General features: G+C 59.2%; 20 protein-coding genes and 1 tRNA gene. 7 read left to right on the top strand and 14 right to left on the bottom strand.

Annotation, left to right across the window (positions count from 1 at the left end; genetic code table 11):
• Positions 1–343: 343 nt before the first annotated feature.
• Positions 344–2,365 (bottom strand): autotransporter domain-containing protein, encoded by a 2,022-nt coding sequence (locus ACE3O2_RS13650; RefSeq protein WP_374338345.1) that lies wholly within the window; start codon positions 2,363–2,365, stop codon positions 344–346.
• Between the two features lie 122 nt (positions 2,366–2,487).
• Entirely contained in the window at positions 2,488–2,931 is a 444-nt protein-coding gene (locus tag ACE3O2_RS13645; protein WP_168877538.1) for a hypothetical protein, read from the bottom strand.
• Positions 2,932–3,185: 254 nt separating this feature from the next.
• Here ACE3O2_RS13645 and ACE3O2_RS13640 point away from each other — a divergent pair, with 254 nt between their 5' ends.
• Positions 3,186–3,986, top strand: a complete 801-nt coding sequence (locus tag ACE3O2_RS13640) for a class II glutamine amidotransferase (protein ID WP_374338343.1) — start codon at positions 3,186–3,188, stop codon at positions 3,984–3,986.
• A gap of 147 nt (positions 3,987–4,133) precedes the next feature.
• On the top strand, positions 4,134–4,502 hold the full coding sequence (locus ACE3O2_RS13635) for a hypothetical protein (RefSeq protein WP_374338341.1): 369 nt from the start codon (positions 4,134–4,136) through the stop codon (positions 4,500–4,502).
• A gap of 63 nt (positions 4,503–4,565) precedes the next feature.
• Here the strand turns inward: ACE3O2_RS13635 and tyrS are convergent, their stop codons facing one another.
• The gene (gene tyrS, locus ACE3O2_RS13630; RefSeq protein ID WP_374338696.1) at positions 4,566–5,768 is read right to left on the bottom strand and encodes a tyrosine--tRNA ligase; all 1,203 of its coding nucleotides are present in this window, start codon (positions 5,766–5,768) and stop codon (positions 4,566–4,568) included.
• Between the two features lie 147 nt (positions 5,769–5,915).
• Here tyrS and ACE3O2_RS13625 point away from each other — a divergent pair, with 147 nt between their 5' ends.
• Both ACE3O2_RS13625 and ACE3O2_RS13620 read left to right on the top strand, forming a co-directional pair.
• A complete protein-coding gene (locus ACE3O2_RS13625) occupies positions 5,916–7,226 on the top strand; it encodes a peptidoglycan DD-metalloendopeptidase family protein (protein ID WP_374338339.1) in 1,311 nt (436 codons plus the stop codon).
• A gap of 70 nt (positions 7,227–7,296) precedes the next feature.
• Complete coding sequence (locus ACE3O2_RS13620) at positions 7,297–8,388, top strand: anhydro-N-acetylmuramic acid kinase (protein ID WP_374338337.1); 1,092 nt, start codon at positions 7,297–7,299, stop codon at positions 8,386–8,388.
• A gap of 47 nt (positions 8,389–8,435) precedes the next feature.
• Here the strand turns inward: ACE3O2_RS13620 and erpA are convergent, their stop codons facing one another.
• The 6 genes from erpA to rplM all read right to left on the bottom strand — a co-directional run bounded on the left by erpA (position 8,436) and on the right by rplM (position 12,053).
• Positions 8,436–8,786 (bottom strand): iron-sulfur cluster insertion protein ErpA, encoded by a 351-nt coding sequence (erpA, locus tag ACE3O2_RS13615; RefSeq protein ID WP_168877531.1) that lies wholly within the window; start codon positions 8,784–8,786, stop codon positions 8,436–8,438.
• A 65-nt stretch (positions 8,787–8,851) separates the two neighbouring features.
• Positions 8,852–9,271, bottom strand: a complete 420-nt coding sequence (locus ACE3O2_RS13610; protein ID WP_168877530.1) for a polymer-forming cytoskeletal protein — start codon at positions 9,269–9,271, stop codon at positions 8,852–8,854.
• 13 nt (positions 9,272–9,284) lie between these two features.
• Positions 9,285–9,998: a DUF6776 family protein gene (locus ACE3O2_RS13605; RefSeq protein WP_374338334.1), complete on the bottom strand. Its 714-nt coding sequence runs from the start codon at positions 9,996–9,998 to the stop codon at positions 9,285–9,287.
• 4 nt (positions 9,999–10,002) lie between these two features.
• Positions 10,003–11,031 carry an N-acetyl-gamma-glutamyl-phosphate reductase gene (argC, locus tag ACE3O2_RS13600; RefSeq protein WP_374338694.1) on the bottom strand — a complete coding sequence of 343 codons (1,029 nt, stop codon included), beginning with the start codon at positions 11,029–11,031 and terminating at the stop codon, positions 10,003–10,005.
• A gap of 185 nt (positions 11,032–11,216) precedes the next feature.
• Complete coding sequence (gene rpsI / locus ACE3O2_RS13595) at positions 11,217–11,609, bottom strand: 30S ribosomal protein S9 (RefSeq protein WP_168877528.1); 393 nt, start codon at positions 11,607–11,609, stop codon at positions 11,217–11,219.
• A gap of 15 nt (positions 11,610–11,624) precedes the next feature.
• Complete coding sequence (gene rplM, locus ACE3O2_RS13590; RefSeq protein WP_374338332.1) at positions 11,625–12,053, bottom strand: 50S ribosomal protein L13; 429 nt, start codon at positions 12,051–12,053, stop codon at positions 11,625–11,627.
• A 315-nt stretch (positions 12,054–12,368) separates the two neighbouring features.
• Between rplM and ACE3O2_RS13585 the strand changes: the two genes are divergently transcribed.
• The 3 genes from ACE3O2_RS13585 to ACE3O2_RS13575 all read left to right on the top strand — a co-directional run bounded on the left by ACE3O2_RS13585 (position 12,369) and on the right by ACE3O2_RS13575 (position 14,275).
• The gene (locus ACE3O2_RS13585; protein WP_374338330.1) at positions 12,369–12,788 is read left to right on the top strand and encodes an OsmC family protein; all 420 of its coding nucleotides are present in this window, start codon (positions 12,369–12,371) and stop codon (positions 12,786–12,788) included.
• A gap of 28 nt (positions 12,789–12,816) precedes the next feature.
• The gene (locus ACE3O2_RS13580; RefSeq protein WP_374338328.1) at positions 12,817–14,151 is read left to right on the top strand and encodes a hypothetical protein; all 1,335 of its coding nucleotides are present in this window, start codon (positions 12,817–12,819) and stop codon (positions 14,149–14,151) included.
• Between the two features lie 51 nt (positions 14,152–14,202).
• Positions 14,203–14,275, top strand: a tRNA-Lys gene (locus ACE3O2_RS13575).
• A gap of 37 nt (positions 14,276–14,312) precedes the next feature.
• Here the strand turns inward: ACE3O2_RS13575 and coq7 are convergent.
• The 5 genes from coq7 to ACE3O2_RS13550 form a co-directional block, all read right to left on the bottom strand.
• Entirely contained in the window at positions 14,313–14,942 is a 630-nt protein-coding gene (gene coq7 / locus ACE3O2_RS13570; RefSeq protein ID WP_374338326.1) for a 2-polyprenyl-3-methyl-6-methoxy-1,4-benzoquinone monooxygenase, read from the bottom strand.
• A 75-nt stretch (positions 14,943–15,017) separates the two neighbouring features.
• Positions 15,018–15,416, bottom strand: a complete 399-nt coding sequence (locus ACE3O2_RS13565) for a VOC family protein (protein WP_374338324.1) — start codon at positions 15,414–15,416, stop codon at positions 15,018–15,020.
• Positions 15,417–15,427: 11 nt separating this feature from the next.
• Entirely contained in the window at positions 15,428–15,748 is a 321-nt protein-coding gene (locus ACE3O2_RS13560) for a hypothetical protein (RefSeq protein ID WP_374338322.1), read from the bottom strand.
• Positions 15,749–15,811: 63 nt separating this feature from the next.
• Positions 15,812–17,191, bottom strand: a complete 1,380-nt coding sequence (locus tag ACE3O2_RS13555; protein ID WP_374338320.1) for a sensor histidine kinase — start codon at positions 17,189–17,191, stop codon at positions 15,812–15,814.
• Positions 17,178–17,864 carry a response regulator gene (locus ACE3O2_RS13550; RefSeq protein WP_374338318.1) on the bottom strand — a complete coding sequence of 229 codons (687 nt, stop codon included), beginning with the start codon at positions 17,862–17,864 and terminating at the stop codon, positions 17,178–17,180. Before ACE3O2_RS13550 ends, ACE3O2_RS13555 begins: the two co-directional genes overlap by 14 nt.
• Positions 17,865–17,969 lie beyond the last annotated feature (105 nt).

The raw sequence follows: 17,969 nt of genomic DNA, 5'->3' as shown, positions 1-17,969 counted from the left end.
AACACCGGTTTTCCGCTTGGGCGGAACACGCTTTTGGCATATTCAGGTTCCTGTCGCATGACAATGATATTTTGTGGCTTCTTAATGAATGCCAAAGAATGAGCTGAAAAATCAGGAAGCTGCGCATTTCTGGCTTGACAGGAAGATTTACTCCGCCGTAAGGCGCTTGTCTTCCGGAGGGGGTTACATAACGGTCAAGTGGGGACGGTGGCTGATGAAATGCTCATTGGGCGTGCGGCGTGGCACGATAGTCCCCGCGCCGGGTATGGAGGTTGAGCGTGGAGCAGGCCGGGGTACAACGCTGCCAACAACGGCAGGGTTGTACCCGGTAGAGCGGGATTGATCAGAACGGGATACGATAGCTGGCGTTCAGCCACCAGCGGTTGCCACTGTTGCGGCTATTGGCATTGAGCATGATGCCGAGGACGCCTGGCCCCACTTTGGCATCCAGCCCCACACCCAGACGTACCCAGCTGCGGGGATAAGCCATGCCTTCGAGCTTGAAGCTGCTCAGACCAATAATGCGGCCCTGGGCACCCTCACCGTTCTGGCGTGAGCGGTGTGCCAGCTCCAGCAAACCGGTCAAGGTCACATCGTCACTCAACGCATAGCGCAGATCCGTCCCCAGCCGCAGGATGCTTTGCCTTTCCTGCTGGGCCTCCCAGCTCACCGGAAAGTTGCCGCCTTTCTCGGTATAGCTATCCACATGGCTGCGGTACCAGCTCATGCTGGCATAAGGCGTCAACGACAGGCGTTCTGATTTGTAGGCATCTAGCCAATCCAGGCGCAGGCGGAGTGCCTTGCTGCTGACATCCGGCGTACCATCGGCATGTTCAGGCGTGCCAGCATTGAGATAACCACGGCGGATGCGTGCCTTGCCACTGTTGTAATAGGCACTTGCGCTCAACAGGAACGGGCTGTCACCCAGCTGGGCCACCAGCTCCGGCAAGACAAAGGTACCGCTGGTTTCCACGTTGGAGCCGCCATCGCTGTCGATGTCGCTACCGGTACGGCCAACCGCAGCCCGCAGCATGAGTGTGTCCGTCAGTCCATATGCCACACCCAGCTCGCCATTGCCGACAGTGCCCTTGCCGGGCACCCGCTCGGCCCGCCCGAGGTCACCACCCACCCACATGGTGCCTTGGCCCGTCTTGAGGGTGAACGCCGTCGGGCGGCTGTGCAGCCCGTTCATGACCAGATCGGCTTCGTTCAGCGCACGGCTCTGTTGATGTGCCACACTGTAGAGGGAGCTGTTGAAATCCTGGGTATCAATCAGCCCCACAGAGCCTCGCGCAATAAAGCCATGACCGTTCGTCAAGCGGCCAACAATGACGGTACCGTCTTGGTTAGCAGCATAGGCGGCGTTGGTGGAAAGACTGGGACTGACCACCACCCCATCTGCCGCCAGCCATTCTTCCACGGTTTGAATGCTCTTGCCCCGGATCCAGACTACAGCCTTGAGTGTGCCATTGCTATTGTAAGCCTCGCCAACGGCTACCTTTCCGTTCATGGAGAGGCCCATGGCATTGGAGTAACTTCCGCCGGGGAGGTAACCCAGCCATTCTGCACCCCCTGTGCTGGTCCATAGAAAGGCCTGCTGATGACTTGTGGCACTTACCTGAGCACGACCGGCAATGGTATTTGCATCCGAGGAGGCGGCTTGGGCCAGGACCTCACCGGCACCAGTCGGGCTGGCGAGCTCTTGCATGCCCCCGGCAGCTGTCCAGCGAAAGGACTTTTGAGTACCGCTCCCGTTATTGGCATAGCCAACAATGACACTGCCATCGGCAGACACCGCTTTAGCCGCGCCTGCCCCATTCCCACTGCCGAGCGCCGGGAGGGCAACCATGCCCCCGGCGGCTGTCCAGCGAAATGCACGCTGGATACCACCTGCATCCGTCGAATGCCCTACGATCGTGGTGCCATCACCGGATATGGCTTGAGCAATGGAGCGTGTACCGCCGAGTGACCCCAGATCCTGGTACCCGGTGGCCTGTGTCCAGCGCAAGGCTTTCTGATTCGTCTGGGCGCCATCTTGCGAGAAACCCACCAGTGTTGTGCCATCGTGCGAAATGCCTCGCATCCAGGTGGTCCAGCCATTGTGGCTTCCCAATGCCTGGACGCCGCCAGAAGCGGTCCAGCGCATACCGCCATCCAGGCTGCCGGTCTGGACGCGACCCGCGACGGTGTTGCCATCCGGGGTGATCGCCAAGCCATCGCCTGCGAAATAGGTGCCTGATGGGTCCAGTTGCGAGATAGTGCTTGCAGCTTGCACCGCCGGGGCTGCCATGAGCGCCAGGCCATACATGACAATGGCGTTTATTGGGCGCAAGCGTAGCACCCGATTATGCGTGTTCGGTTTCATGTGTGTTGAGTCTGTCTTGTTCTGTGTCTGTGGCGTGGACGCCCAGAGGTCAGAACCCGGCAGGCGTCTACAAGGCTGATTCAGCCGGGTGTGAGTTCATCATTCCCGGCATGGGGTGCGGCTTACAGCTTGCGTTCCAGTTCCTTGACGATGGCGCTGGCGCGGTCGTCGATGTAGTCGGCGTTGGTGAACGGCTTGAAGTTGATGGTCAACGTGCCATCGGCAAAGCTCACCCCATTTTCATAGGCCATGGAAGGTGCGGTGGCTTCGTCATAGGTGAAGACGATACGTTGCAGGGCACCTTGCAAGGCTTCCTTGCCCATGGCATCTGCACCCAGGTCGCTCAGGGCCTTCACGGTTGGCACAAAGAAGATATTGGTCCAGAAGTCTTCGCGGCTATAGCGCTCAGCCTGGTCCGGCAGGGCAAGGGCGGCCCATTCCACGTCAATGGTGATGTCTTTGCCCACGGCCTCGATCATCTGCGCCTTGAGGCCGTTGAAGGTTTCTTCCTGATAAGCTGCGATGGCACGGCGTTCAGCTAGGTTCAGGGTACGTTGTTCGCTCACAAGTCCATCCTTCAGTTGTGTTGGGTTTAATGATGTTGATCATCCCCTTGGCAAGGAGCGGTACTCCGAGGGGAATTCATCTCATCGTCCTAATGGTAATGATATTTGAATATGCTTAATGAATGCCAAAATGCCCAACCCTGGATGAGCGAAGGCGGTTTTGTCTGGACAGGGTCTTACTTTCCAGAATGACAAGTCGTTGGTATCCAGCAGGAGGGGCTATACTGCGGGGAGGAGATGCGCGGGAGAATGGAATGTGCCGCTGGGTGGCCTATGCCGGGCCGGACATTTTTCTGGAAGACCTGCTGTTTGAGCAGCAGCATTCGCTGATCAGCCAAAGCTTGCGGGCGCGCCATGCCAGTCAGGTCACCAATGGAGACGGTTTTGGTATTGCCTGGTATGGCCAGCGCAATCGGCCTGGCCTGTTCCGTGACATTCTGCCCGCCTGGAATGATGAAAACCTGCGCTCGCTGGCGGCGCAGGTGCAGTCCCGGCTCTTCTTTGCCCATGTGCGGGCGTCTACCGGCACTTCCGTGTCACGCAGCAACTGCCATCCGTTCCAGTTTCAGAACTGGGTGTTCATGCACAATGGCAAGATTGGCCACTGGCAGGATTGTCGCCGTGAGGTGGAGTCGCTGATCAGCCCGGAATTCTATCGTCACCGGGCGGGCACGTCGGACAGCGAGGCATTGTTCATGGCCGCACTGTCCGAGGGTTTGCAGGATGATCCGATTGGTGCCATGTCACGCACCATCGGCAAGGTGTTGCAGATCATGGCGGTGCACGGTGATAGTGAACCCTTTCGCATGTCTGCTGCGTTGACCGATGGCACCGTCATCTGGGCATTCCGTTTCTCGTCGGATCAGGCCTCGCCCAGTCTCTACTATGGCAACCCGGATACCCATGCCAAGGACCGTGCGGCGGATGGGCAAGTCAATACCATTGCGTCTGAACCCTCGGACGACGACGAGTCCAACTGGCACAGCGTACCGGAAGGGCATGGTCTGCGCTGGTCGGGTGGCCGGGTGTCGGTCTTTCCGTTTTTGCCTGCCTGACCACAGGGACAGGGGCTGCCCAAAGGGTCAGGGGCGGCAGGTCAAGCACCTTCTATAGTCCAGGCACCTTGTTTGCGCTGCAACATGCTCACCGGGAGCGAGGCCAGCAAGGTGGCGTGAACCATTAACCTGGACAGGAGCAAGACCATGGCAGAGAACATGATTCGTATTACCGCATGCGACAATCAATTGTTACTGGTTGCCTATCAGTGGGGAGCCAGCTTTGTGATTGGCAACATCAACAGCGGCAACAGCCAGCCCGTCAATGTGGCACTCCCGCTGGTCGCGGGGCAGTACCAGGGGGGACTGCAGTTGAACGGTGTCAACAGTCCACTCAGTGGCTCTTATCCTGTGACGCTTGCGCCGGGGCAGTATCAGCTGGTGGCCATCGGGATTGACTGGGGTGGGCCACAAGCGTTTACGTTTACCCTGAACGGGCAGACCTACTCGCTACCACCCTCCAATAATGGCGATGGCGTTGTCTGGACGACGGGCCCGATTGCGCTGACCATTTAAGGCCGGGGTGTGACCATCAGCGAAGTGCACCGGTGGTGCACTTCGCTGTGAGGATGGCAATGATTAGCCCAATGTCACCCGTGCAAACTTGCGCTTGCCGACCTGCAGCACCAGGGTCTCACCGCTGCTGAGTTGCAGTGCCTTGTCGCTGACCTTTTCACCATTGATGCGTACGCCGCCACCATCAATCTGGCGCAGGGCTTCCGAGGTGCTAGCCACCAGGCCAGCGGCTTTCAGGGCGTGACCGATGCCCAGCTTGCCATCGGTGGTGGGCAGGGTCAGCTCCGGCATGTCCTCTGGCATGGCGCCGTCACGGAAGCGGTTGAGGAAGCCTTCCAGCGCGGCTTGGGCCGCATCTGCGCCGTGGAAGCGGCCCACAATTTCCTGACCCAGCTCGAACTTCACATCACGTGGATTACGGCCTTCTGCCACTTGCTGCTTGAGCTGGGCAATGTCACCCAGTGAACGGAAGGACAGCAGCTCGAAGTAACGCCACATCAGCTCATCGGAAATCGACATCAGCTTACCGAACATATCGCCCGGCGCATCGGTGATGCCGATGTAGTTACCCAGCGACTTGGACATCTTGTTGACCCCATCCAGCCCCTCCAGCAGCGGCATGGTCACCAGACATTGCGGCTTCTGCCCATACTCCTGCTGCAGCTGGCGCCCCACCAGCAAGTTGAATTTCTGGTCGGTACCCCCCAGCTCCACGTCGGCCTGCAAGGCGACCGAATCGTAACCCTGCATCAGCGGGTAGAGGAATTCGTGGATGGCAATGGGCTGGTTGTTGGCGTAGCGTTTCTTGAAATCATCACGTTCCAGCATGCGCGCCACGGTGTGACGAGAGGCGAGCTTGATCATGCCCGCTGCGCCCAAGGCCTCACACCATTCCGAATTGAAACGGATCTCGGTGCGTGCCGGGTCCAGAATCTTGAAGACCTGCTCGGCATAGGTCTTGGCGTTGGCCTCAATCTGCTCGCGAGACAACGGCGGCCGGGTGGCGTTCTTGCCGGTCGGGTCGCCAATCATGCCGGTGAAATCCCCAATCAGAAAGATGGCCTGATGCCCCAGATCCTGGAACTGGCGCATCTTGTTGATGACCAAGGTATGGCCCAGGTGCAGATCGGGGGCGGTGGGATCAAACCCTGCTTTGATGCGCAGCGGGCGGTTTTCCTTCAGCTTGTCGATCATCTCGGCTTCAAGCAGGAGCTCATCTGCGCCCCGCTTGATCTGGGCCAAGGCTTGTTGCAGGTCTGCTGTCATCATGTTCCCTTGCTGGTGGCTGACAGTAAATGGTCAGGCCGCCGGTTGTATTCAGCCCGAAAGAGAAGGGCGCCAACCGGAAAAATGTTTGCTGAATCAGGCTTTTCTGTTACCCTCCGCCACTTGCGGAAAGAATCTTTACGCCTTATGTCGAACACAAAAAACGATATTCTAACCGAAAACACCGTACCGGCTGCACGTAAATCCGGCATCAACTGGCTGCTGTGGCTGTCCAGCGTGCCGCTCTTGGGCATTGCCGGTGCGTTTGCCGTGGTGGGGCAACAGCAGCGCACGCCGGTGGATACCGTCGCAGTGGTGGATGAGCTCACGGTGCCGAACCTGCAAAGCGCAGCGCCGGATGTGTACTGGCGTGAAGAGCGTATCCAGCAAGGTGATAGCTTGGGTAGCCTGCTGTCCCGCATGGGAGTGTCCGACCCGGCGGCGCTGCAATACCTGCGCAAGCAAACCGAATTGTCCGGCCTAAAGCAGCTGAAGCTGGGGCGCACCGTCCAGGCGCAGACCGATGCCGAGGGTGAATTGCTGGGCCTGCAGTACATGGATGCCGATGGCGTGCTGGTCAAGGTGACGGCTGCGGGCGATTCCTTCAGTGTCAGCAAGGACGAGGTGCAGATGACGGTGGGTACGGCCATGAAGGCCGGCACCATCAAGAGCACCCTGTTTGCGGCAACCGATGCGGCTGATCTGCCGGATGACATTGCTACGAGCCTGTCCGACATGTTCGGCTCGCAGATCAACTTCCACAAAGGCCTGCACAAGGGCGACCGTTTCAAGGTGGTCTATGAAACGATGTCCTACAACGGCCAGGTGGTGCAGACAGGACGCCTGCTGGCAGCAGAATTCATCAATGGTGGCAAGGTGTACCGTGCGGTGTCGTTTACCGATGCCAGCGGGCATACTGCTTATTACACCCCGGAAGGCAAGAGCCTGCGCAAGGCCTTCCTGCAGTCACCGATGGAGTTCACCCGGGTGACCTCCGGCTTCGCCATGCGCATGCATCCGATCCTCGGTGAGTGGAAGCAGCATAAAGGCGTGGATTACGGCGCACCGATCGGCACCAAGGTCAAAGTGACTGCCGATGGCGTGGTGACGTTTGCCGGAGTCAAGAACGGCTACGGCAACCTGATTGAAGTGAAGCACTTTGGCGACTTCACCACGGCGTATGCTCACTTGTCCGGCTTTGCGCCGAACCTGAAGGTGGGCAGCAAGGTGTCGCAGGGGGATCTGATCGGCTTTGTCGGTCAAACCGGATGGGCAACGGGCCCGCACCTGCACTATGAGTTCCGGGTGGCGGGCGAGGCGCGCGACCCGCTGTCGGATGTGGTGCCGATTGCCAAGCCGATGGACGACAAGGTGCTGCCACAGTTTACCGCGCACGCCTCGACCCTGACGGCACGCTTTGACCTGATGCAGACCCTGCAGGAGCGTAACCTCGATTGAGGCTGCGTTGACGCAATCCATTTACGGGCCAGTGTGCATGCACTGGCCCGTTTTATTTCGGAGCGGATGAATGAGTGATGCAGATGCACCGCTGTTGATTGGTTTGATGTCTGGCACCAGTCTGGATGGGGTAGACGCCGTGCTGGCCCGGTTTGAGCCACAGCCCGCCATGCTGGCCAGCGCATTCGTGCCCATGCCGGAAGACCTCAAGCAGGCCTTGCTGGCGCTAAACCAGCCACAGCCGGATGAGCTGCATGCCTGCCAGCTCGCGGCTAACCAGCTGGCGCAGTTGTATGCGCAAGCCGTGCAGCAGGTGTTGCGTCAAGCCGATCTGCTGGCATCGCAGGTGAGGGCGATTGCCAATCATGGCCAGACCATTCGCCACCGGCCAGACCTCGGCTATACGGTGCAGATCGGCAACCATGCGCTGCTGGCCGAGCTGACCGGCTTGCCTGTGATCGCCGATTTCCGCAGCCGGGATGTGGCGGCGGGCGGGCAGGGTGCTCCCTTGGTGCCCGCTTTTCACAAAGGCCTGTTTCAGCCGGGTGATGGGGTGGTCAATATCGGCGGCATCAGCAACCTGAGCTGGCTGGCACATGATGGCGGTGTATTGGGCTTTGACTGCGGGCCCGGCAATGTATTGCTGGATCACTGGTGCCAGCGCCATCTGGGCCAGCCCTTTGATGCGGGCGGTGCGTGGGCGGCGCAGGGACAGGTACAGCCCGCCTTGCTGCAAGCGATGTTGAGCAGCCCCTTTTTCCAGCTGCCGCCGCCGAAAAGTACCGGGCGCGATGATTTCAATCCGGACTGGCTGTCGCGCTGGCCGCTGGCTGACCATGCACCGGTGGACGTGCAGGCTACTCTGTGCGCGCTGACCGCACAGGCCATCGTACAGGATGTGCAGCGTTATTGCCCCAACATCAAGCGGGTGCTGGTGTGTGGTGGCGGAGCGCGTAATGCCTGCCTGATGGCGGCACTGCAAAGCGGTATGGGGGCGGTGCCGGTGATGAGGACGGATCAGGTTGGGGTGCCGGGGGACTGGCTGGAGGCGTTTGCCTTCGCCTGGCTGGGCTGGCGCTATCTGCAGGGTCAGCCGGGCAATCTGCCTTCGGTCACTGGTGCGAACGGAGAGCGTATCCTGGGTTGCTATTACCCGGCGTAGCAATAAAAACAGGGCCATACGGCCCTGTTTTCTGGGGACGCGGTAGCTCAGGCCGAGAACGACGAGCCACAGCCACAGGTCGAGGTGGCGTTCGGATTCTTGATCACGAACTGCGAGCCTTCCAGACCTTCGGTGTAGTCGATCTCCGCGCCGACCAGATACTGGTAGCTCATCGGGTCGATCAACAGGGTGACCCCGTTCTTTTCCACTTGAGTGTCGTCGTCATTGGTGATTTCATCAAAGGTGAAACCGTACTGGAAGCCGGAGCAGCCCCCGCCGCTGACGAATACGCGCAGCTTCAGATCCGGGTTGCCTTCTTCCTCAATCAGTTCACGCACCTTGTTCGAGGCGCTGTCGGTAAAGACCAGCGGGCTCGGCAGTTCAGTGGCGGCGTTCATGCAAACTCCTTAAACCCTAGTGTTTCAGTCGGATATTATCATTATCCATCGCTGCCGGGTAAAGGTCAATCCGGCTTGCTCTCACTGCTGGCGGTCAGGTGCAGGGTCGGGTTGTCCTTCAGCAGCTCGTGCTCATGCACCAGCCGACCGTCGATGATGGCGCCCGGGTGCATCTCCAAAGTGCGGTAATGCACATCGCCAACGATTTGCGACTTGGGTTGCAGTTCAATGAAATGAGTGGCATGCACCGGGCCATGAATGCGGCCATTCACAATCAAATGAGCCACCCGGATGGCCCCCTCTATCACGGCCTTTTCGGAGACCACCAGGGTGGCGGGCTTGTCGCCCACAGCGGTGACGTTACCCCGGATGCAGCCATCCACCCGCAGACCGCCTACGAACTGGACATCGCCATCAATGCTGGTCTCTTCACCAATCAGGCTGTCAATGCGGTTCTGCGGCTTGTGATTCTTGCTGCCGAACATGGCGACTCCTTACTTATTTCAATGTGGTGGACCACTCCGCAGCCGGCGTGGTGTTGCCTTGTGCAAACAAGGTCAGGGTCAGCTTGTCCAGCGGCTGGATGCCGGCGGGCAGGTCACCCTCGATCCGGGTCAGGTGGCGAAACTGCAAGCGGCTGCGGGCATCCTGCGGATCACTGGGCCAGCTGCCACTGCTGTTACCGCCCCATTTTAGCTGGTAGTAACCTTCAAACGGATTACTGCTGCTGCCTTGTGCCAGCAGGGCCTGAAAGTGCCAGCGTCCGTCTGCCAATGGGTAAGCGCTGAAATGGCTGACACGCAATGGCTCATGATTATCCGGGCGCTTCAGCATTTCCTCGAACAGACCGAGCTGTTGCCGCAGGGACAGGTTCTCGGTTTCCAGCCGACCCACCTGCTGCTGCAGACGTACACTGGCGTCGCTGTCGATGCGCTGATCCTGTTCCAGCTGGGTGGCGCGCTTGAGCAGCAGCCGGTTGTCCCGGCTAAGGCTGCCGACATCCTGACGCAGTTTGAACACATCCTGTACCGTGATGCCACGGAACTCATTATTGCCCAGACGCCCCGCCAGATAAGCCACGCCGCAGCACGCCAGCAAAATGGCCAGCAGGATGGCGTAATGCAGCAAACGCATCGGCCAGCTGGTATGCGCCTGCACCGAAAGGCGTGGCGCGGTGAGCAGCTTGCGGTGACGCTGGGAGCGGCGACGCATCACATCAAGGCAGCAGCGGGACCAGCTCGAGGCCGGTGGTTTCGGGCAAGCCGAACATCAGGTTCATGTTTTGCACGGCCTGACCGGCGGCACCCTTGACCAGATTATCTTCGACTGCCAGCACCACCACGGTATCGCCACCCTGCGGGCGGTGTACGGCCAGACGGCAGACATTGGCGCCGCGCACCGAGCGGGTTTCCGGGTGGCTGCCGGCAGGCAGCACATCCACAAACGGTTCATCCGCATAACGCTGCTCGAACAGCTGCTGCAGGTCGACATCACGGGTGAGGCGTCCATACAGCGTGGCATGGATGCCACGAATCATGGGCAGCAGGTGTGGGGTAAAGGTCAGGCCAACGTCTTGCCCGGACATGCGGGCCAAGCCCTGGCGAATTTCCGGCAGATGGCGGTGGCCAGGTACCCCGTAGGCCTTGAAGTTGTCCCCTGCTTCCGCCAGCAGGGCGTGCACTTCCGCTTTGCGACCCGCGCCGGATACCCCGGACTTGCAATCGGCAATCAGGTGTCGGGTGTCGATCACCCCGGTTTCCAGTAGCGGCAGGAAACCCAGCTGCACGGCCGTTGGGTAGCAGCCCGGGTTGGCAATCAGCCGGGCGTTGCGAATCTGTGCGCGATTGACTTCCGGCAGGCCATAGACAGCCTCCTCCAGTAATTGCGGGGCCGCATGCGCCATGCCATACCATTGCTCCCAGGTGGCACGATCGCGGATACGGAAGTCTGCAGCCAGATCAATGATGCGGATGCCGGCATCCAGCATGGCCTGCGCCTGCTGCATGGCAATGCCGTTTGGCGTGGCGAAGAACACCACATCGCAGTCCTGCAAGGGCTGGTCTGCCGGGTCACTGAATCGCAGGTCGACAAAACCACGCAGGCTGCTGTACATGTCGGCGACCGGCATGCCAGCTTCCTTGCGCGAGGTTACCGCGCGCAGGCTCACCTGCGGGTGGCGTGACAGCAAACGCAACAATTCAACCCCGGTATACCCGGTGCCACCGACAATGCCCACTTTGATCATAGTGTGTTCTTTCACGTACAGGTTCAGCCAGCCTGAAGCGGCGCGTAGCCGTCGATAATAAAACGCGAAGGAGAGCAGGACAACCCATGAGTCATGATTTCTGCATGAAACCCGCAGAAATTGACCGGACAGCCAGTAAAACAAAAAGCCACCCGAAGGTGGCTTTTGTGTGCCGTGGCAGCAGATTAACGCTTGGAGAACTGCTTGCGACGACGGGCCTTGTGCAGACCGACCTTCTTGCGTTCCACTTCACGTGCATCGCGGGTCACGAACCCAGCGGCCGACAGGGCCGGCTTCAGCGACGGATCGTATTCGATCAGTGCGCGAGTGATGCCGTGGCGAACTGCGCCAGCCTGGCCGGTTTCACCGCCGCCTTGCACGTTGACGCTGATGTCGAACGTGGACAGGTGGTTGGTCAGTTCCAGCGGTTGACGCACGACCATGCGGCCGGTTTCGCGGGAGAAGAACAGGTCAACCGGCTTGCCGTTGACTTCGATCTTGCCGGTGCCAGACGCCAGGAACACGCGTGCTACCGCGCTCTTGCGACGACCCGTGCCGTAGTTGTATTTACCGATCATGATGTGATCCCTGACTTACAGTTCCAGAACTTTCGGCTGCTGAGCGGTGTGCGGGTGGTTTTCACCAGCATACACTTTCAGCTTCTTCAGCATGGCGTAGCCCAGCGGGCCTTTCGGCAGCATGCCTTTAACGGCCTTCTCGATCAGACGTTCCGGGAACTGGTTCTTCATCTCGGTGAAGGTACGGGCATAAATGCCGCCCGGGTAGCCGCTGTGACGGTAGTACACTTTGTCTTCCGCTTTGTTACCGGTCACGCGGATCTTGTCTGCGTTCACAACGACGATGAAGTCGCCGGTGTCCATGTGCGGGGTGTAGATGGCTTTGTGTTTGCCGCGCAGGCGATGTGCGATTGCGGCGGCAAGCCGGCCCAGCACCAGATCGGAGGCGTCCACCACAAACCAATCGCGCTGAATGTCCTGCGGCTTGGCAGAGTAGGTTTTCATCTGAATTCGTTCCAAGTAAACAAGTCGGTTCGAGAAAGTGCGAGATTTTCGCAGATAAATCAATGCCTGTCAAACCGGATTCTTTACGTCCCGGCTGGACGGCAAAAAAAACGCGATCCTGACACAGAATCGCGTGGCAAGTCCACCTGATCAATTAAGGAGGATGGAGGAGACAACATTAACGCATCACCTTGATGACGTTTAACGTTAAGTGAACTATAGCTCACTTAACTGTGCATTGCAACATGAATGCAGGTCCCTTGCCCCTCGTTTACAATGGCCCACATCGTTCGTTTAACCAAGAGAGGCAAGGCTATGAAGGCGCGCGTCAAGTGGGTGGAAGGCAAGAGTTTTCTGGCGGAGAGCGGCAGCGGCCATGCCGTGCTGATGGATGGTGCCCCCGAGGCGGGAGGGCGGAACCTGGGGCCGCGCCCGATGGAAATGCTGTTGATGGGAGCGGGCGGCTGCACTGCGTTTGATGTGGTGCTGATCCTGGAGCGCGGCCGTCACGATGTGCGTGACTGCGTGGTGCAGCTGGAAGCCGAGCGCGCCGACACGGACCCCAAAGTCTTTACCCGCATCCACATGCACTTTGTCGTGACCGGCAAGGGGCTGAAGCCGGAAGTGGTCAAGCGGGCCATTGATCTGTCCGCCGAAAAATATTGCTCAGCCACACTGATGCTGGCCAAGACGGCAGAAGTCACCCACGACTTTGAGGTGGTTGAGGTCGAGTGAAGGTTTTACTGTTGACAAAGGGATAGGTATGCGTGGGGCAGAAACAGAGGGGGTGCTGCTGCTGTACCAATCACTACAGCAGCGACTGCGGCCCGAGGATGTTGCTGAGAAGGTATTGGTTGTGTTGCAAGGGCGCTTGCGGAGTGATGAGGAGCGTTTGCTGGCACGTGCGGCGAGGGGGGCTCTAAAGCAAGGCACATATTCATTTAGCAGTATGCCGACAAGTTTTCTTCGTCCTAGCCCGCCTATTCGTCAGATCCATAAAGCGCGCGAACTGTTTGCGGATGTCATGCGCAATGTGGAACCTGATGTCCATGAGGATATAGAGCAGCTACAACGCCTGGTATATGAACTATCTCAGACCCTGCACATGCGAGCTGAGTGTCATGATTTTAAACAGGACCGTTTGAGCCGGGCCTTGCGGGTGATAGCGGGTCTTGAACTGTCAAAACGGCGGTATAACAAGTTATTCCGTTTTTTGGGGAGGCTTGAAGAAAAGCTGAAAACCTTTCAGTTCGAACAGCGTAAATACGCAGTCGCGCGCATGGCCAAAACCGGGTTGGCAACGTTGATCACATGGGAGGATTTTTCTGCCTCTGTTGATGCTGCCTGCTTCATTGCCTATTTCAGCGCAACCAAGAACCGAAGAAGTGTTTTCAGTAACGAAGGTCAACAGTCGGCCTATGATGAAATCGCCGACATGCTGTTCCGTCGTTGCAGCCACACAATGCCAAGTGCCGGTTGGCGTGCCATTGCACATGTGTTTCCTGATGAGTGCGTTGTTGCACGGTTGTCAGGAGTCGAGAAATTGACGCTTTATATGACCTTCCTGCAGCAATTGCATGAGATTGCAGACCTGCTGCGACTCACATGGACGAAAAGCGCTTTTCGACGCGACCGCATGGTGGTTCAGCGAGGTGATGACTCGTCAACTTGGAACGCATTGGCTGGGGCTTGGAATGCCATGCGTCAAGCTTGGTTGACGCTGGCAATCTCGCTGGGCATGTCCGAGAGTATTGATGCCATGTGCCTAGGTAAAGTCATGCGGTTGATGGCGGCTGATGTGGTGGCTTGGCATAGGATGTCCGGAAAGGGGCTTGACCCGGACACATGTGTCTGGGCGGCACTCCCCGCGCCTTGGGATGTTCTGTCGGGTGAGGCCAAGTGCACGCGTCAGTTTGTCGAAGCTGCCTGTGCCATGTACGGTGTAGACCCGGTTGGTCAGGGATGGACGGGGCCTAAAGTTCAACGAGGAGTGGTGCCTTTTGCTCCTACACCTGAACTGGTTCATGGTGTAGCAATAGCACACCCGGGCATGGCTTTGCTGATGCGCAAACTCGGATGGTTCTCTGGTAAGCAATGAGGTGTTTACGCTTGACGTCAGCAAGAGCGCGCTGGCAAAGTACATATGCCCCTTGAAATAGCTCAGTGGTAGAGCGGTCGGCTCTTGGACCGGCTGGACGCAGGTTCGAGCCCTGCTTTCAAGGGGCTTTTAATGCATTCTTGATCTGCGAGCTTTCTGGTTTACAGCCAGTAGCTGCTGCGGGTCATCACCTTGGACGACAGCTTCATCAGCGCCTTGACCGGTGCGGGCAGTGGCGCGGCGCCATGCTCGTCAGCCTGCTCGGCGTGATGTAGTTCGTCGGTTTTCATCTGGGCCAGGATGGCCTGGCTTTTCTGGTCTTGCTCGGGCAGTTTCTGCAGGTGCTCTTCCAGGTGACGGGCGACTTGCTGCTCGGTTTCGGACAGGAAGCCGAGGTTCCATTTGTCGCCCAGCAGCCCGGCGGTAATGCCGATGGCGAGTGAGCCGGTGTACCACAGTGGATTGAGCAGGCTGGTGCGCCCCCCCAACTCGTGAATACGGCGCTCGGTCCAGGCCAGATGCTCGATTTCTTCAAACGCGGCCTCGGTGAAAGCATGCTGATTGGCCGGGTCGCGCGCGGTGAGGGCCTGACCCTGGTAGAGGGCCTGGGCGCACACTTCGCCGCAGTGATTGATCCGCATCAGGCGAGCGGCATGTTTGCGCTCAGCGTCACTCAGCTCGCAATCGGGAATGTCCTGGTCCGGGTGGGGGCGACGGCTATGGGCGGGGGCAAGTAGCGTGCGTACGCCTTTGTCGAATTCAACAATCAACTGATCCAGCTTGGGCAACATGCCATCTTCCCGGTGAATGTGAGCATCCCTATTATAAACCGGGCTGTGCCCTGGCAGGGCAGAGCAGGGTGGTGTTCAGTCAAAAAACACCATATCGGCATAGGGTTGCTGCTGGCAGGTGGCCAGTCTGCTGTGCAGGTCGCCGCTGTGGATTTCCAGGCGATGCCCGTCCGGGTCTAGAAAATACAGGGAGTCACCCTCGCTGTGATTGTCTTTCCAGACGGTGACACCGGCCTCCAGCAGGCACTGTCGGGCCCGGTCAAAGTCGGTGACCGAAAAGGCGTAATGGGTGTAGTCCTTGCGTGGCTGGGTATCCGGGGCCAGTGACAGGCATAGCCACAGGCCGGGCAGGCTCAGATAAGCACCGCGTGCCCAGCGGGCATGTGGTCGGCAGCCCAGCAAGGTCACGTAGAAACGGAAACTGCGATCCAGATCTGCGGTCGCCAGGGTCAGGTGGTTCAGTCCGGCAAGCATGGGCGGTGTACTCAGCGGGATGGCTGCACGTAGGCCAGCGCTGCGTCCGCCAGTGCGGGGAAGTGGGCACTGTGCTGCGCGGAGAGGGCAATCCACTCCTTCATCGGCCGGTCTTTACCGGAAGGATCCCACAATACGGCATCCGCCAGCGCCAGGGTACTCGCATGCGTGGGGCCATTGAGTTTGAACACCACGGTGTCCTTATGCAGTGCGATGAACGCCTTGCCATTGATCTTCAGGCACGCTTTGCCAAACATCTGCCCAGCGCTGACACCCGCTTGTGCCGTCAGGCGCGTGGTCAGCTGTTGATACGCTTGTTCCACCGTGTTCATGTGGTTTCCCTGCTGTAGAAGAAGTGCGGTAAAAGTCTATATCGCGACTCGCGTCGGCCATGCTCAAGCGGCGGCTAACGGGAAGCGTACCGTGACCAGCAGCCCTCCCGTAGTGGCATCGTCGAGCCGGATCTGGGCGTGATGGGCATCGGCGCATTCGCGGACAATGGTCAGGCCGAGCCCACAGCCCTCCGCTTGGGCATCCGGCAAGCGATAGAAGCGCTCAAATACCCGCTGCCGTTCGGCCAGTGGAATGCCGGGGCCGCTGTCACATACGGCCAAAACAACCGCGGCCTTCTCGGTCTGCACGGATACGGTAATCTGACCTTGCTCCGGGGTGTAACGAATGGCGTTGTCGATCAGATTACTCAACAGTTCGTGCAGCAACAAGGTGTTGCCGTGTATCAGGCAAGGGCCATCGCCTTCAAAACCGAGGTCCTGCTGTTTGCGACGAGCGGCAGGCACCATGTCGGCCGTCCATTCGCGCAGCAGGGGCAGCAGGTCGACTGTCTCGAACTGCAGCTGTGCCACATAGCCGGGCTCGGCACGGGACAGGGAGAGTAGCTGGTTGGCCAGGTGTATGGCTTGCCGGGTGGCACGATGCACGCGAGCCACCCCAGCGCGCATGCCCTCGGTGTCGGATTGGCGCAGGGTCAGCTCGATTTCGGTCTGGATCAGTGCCAGCGGGGTGCGCAACTGGTGCGAGGCGTCCGCTACAAAGCGCTTGCGCGCATCACGCTGACGGGTCAGGCGTGCCATGGTCTGGTTCAGTGCATCTACCAGTGGCCGCAGCTCGCCGGGTAATCTGTCGAGTGGCAGTGGGCTGAGCTCATTTTCATTGCGGTTCAGCAAGGTATCACGCAGCCGCATCATGGGTTTCAGACCGAAATGCACGCCTATCAGTACCAGTAGTACGGTACCACCGATCAGCCAGAGCTGGCTGCTGATCGCATCCTGAGTGATCTGGTCCGCCAGGGCTTCGCGGCTACTCATGGTTTCACCGACGATGACTTCCACACTGGCGTCCGGCCCCAGGTCAAACAGGGCACGCCGCAGCGTGCTGAAACGGGTGCGCTCGCCCCGGTACAGGGCTTCATAGAAGACCAGACCATACATCTTGCCAGCGCGCGGCGGGCGCGGCAGATCGCCGTAGCCTGCCAGCAGCTGCTGGTCCGGGCCACGCACGGCATAGTAAACGTGATCCTGAAATTGATAGTCGAACATCTCCAGTGCGGCAGAGGGGATGTGGATGGTGGTTTGGCCGTCTTCAACCCGCACCCCTTCAGCAATCGACAGGGCGGAGGCCTGCAAGGTACGGTCGTACGCGACATTGGCCATGTGCTGTGCCGTCTGGCGCGTCATATGGCTATTGCCCGCCAGGATCAGGGCCAGGGGGATCAAGAGCCACAGCAGCAGTTTGCTGCGCAGGCTAAGGCTGGGCACGCTCTGGCTCCTGGGTTTCCAGCAGGTAGCCCAAGCCGCGCAAGGTCAGGATACTGACGCCTGAACCTTCCAGCTTTTTCCGCAGGCGGTGAATGTAGATGTCAATCGCTTCCAGCGACAGGCTGTCGTCAAAATTACAGATTTGCTCCAGCAAAACATCTTTACTCACGGTTTTCCCCGCCTTGAGCGTCAGTACCTCCAACACCGCGAACTCTCTTGGTGTCAGTGCCAGTGGCGCATCATGCAGGCGAAAGGCACGGCGTTTGCTATCCAGTACCAAGCCACCCAGAACATGATCGGTGCTGGATACGCCTTGTGAACGGCGTAACAAGGCACGCAGGCGTGCCTCCAGCTCATTGAGATCAAAAGGCTTGGCCAGATAGTCGTCGGCACCCGCGTCGAGGCCGCGAATTCGGTCTTCGACATTGCCTTGGGCGGTCAGGATCAGCACGGGTACCGCATTGCCGCGCTGCCGCAGCCGCTGCAAGACCTCCAGCCCCGGCATGCGGGGCAAGCCCAGGTCCAGTACCACCAAGGCGTGATCCGGCTTGTGCAGCACCTGATCGGCCAGACGGCCATCGTGTACCACATCCACCGCAAAGCGGGCCGCGGTGAGGGCCTCCTGAATGGAGGCCGCCAGTGGCAGGTTGTCTTCAACCAGCAAGATACGCATGATGAAACCGGGGGGAAGCCAGAATGGTTTTCATGCTAGCACAACCGAAAGGGAAGGCTGTCACCCCTGAAAGGTATTGAAAGGTGGTTGAAAGGATGAGCTTCG

The organism is Leeia sp. (genome assembly GCF_041909055.1).
GTDB lineage: Bacteria > Pseudomonadota > Gammaproteobacteria > Burkholderiales > Leeiaceae > Leeia > Leeia aquatica.
Note: the sequence above shows the minus strand (reverse complement) of the source record. Positions and strands in the feature narration are given on the sequence as shown.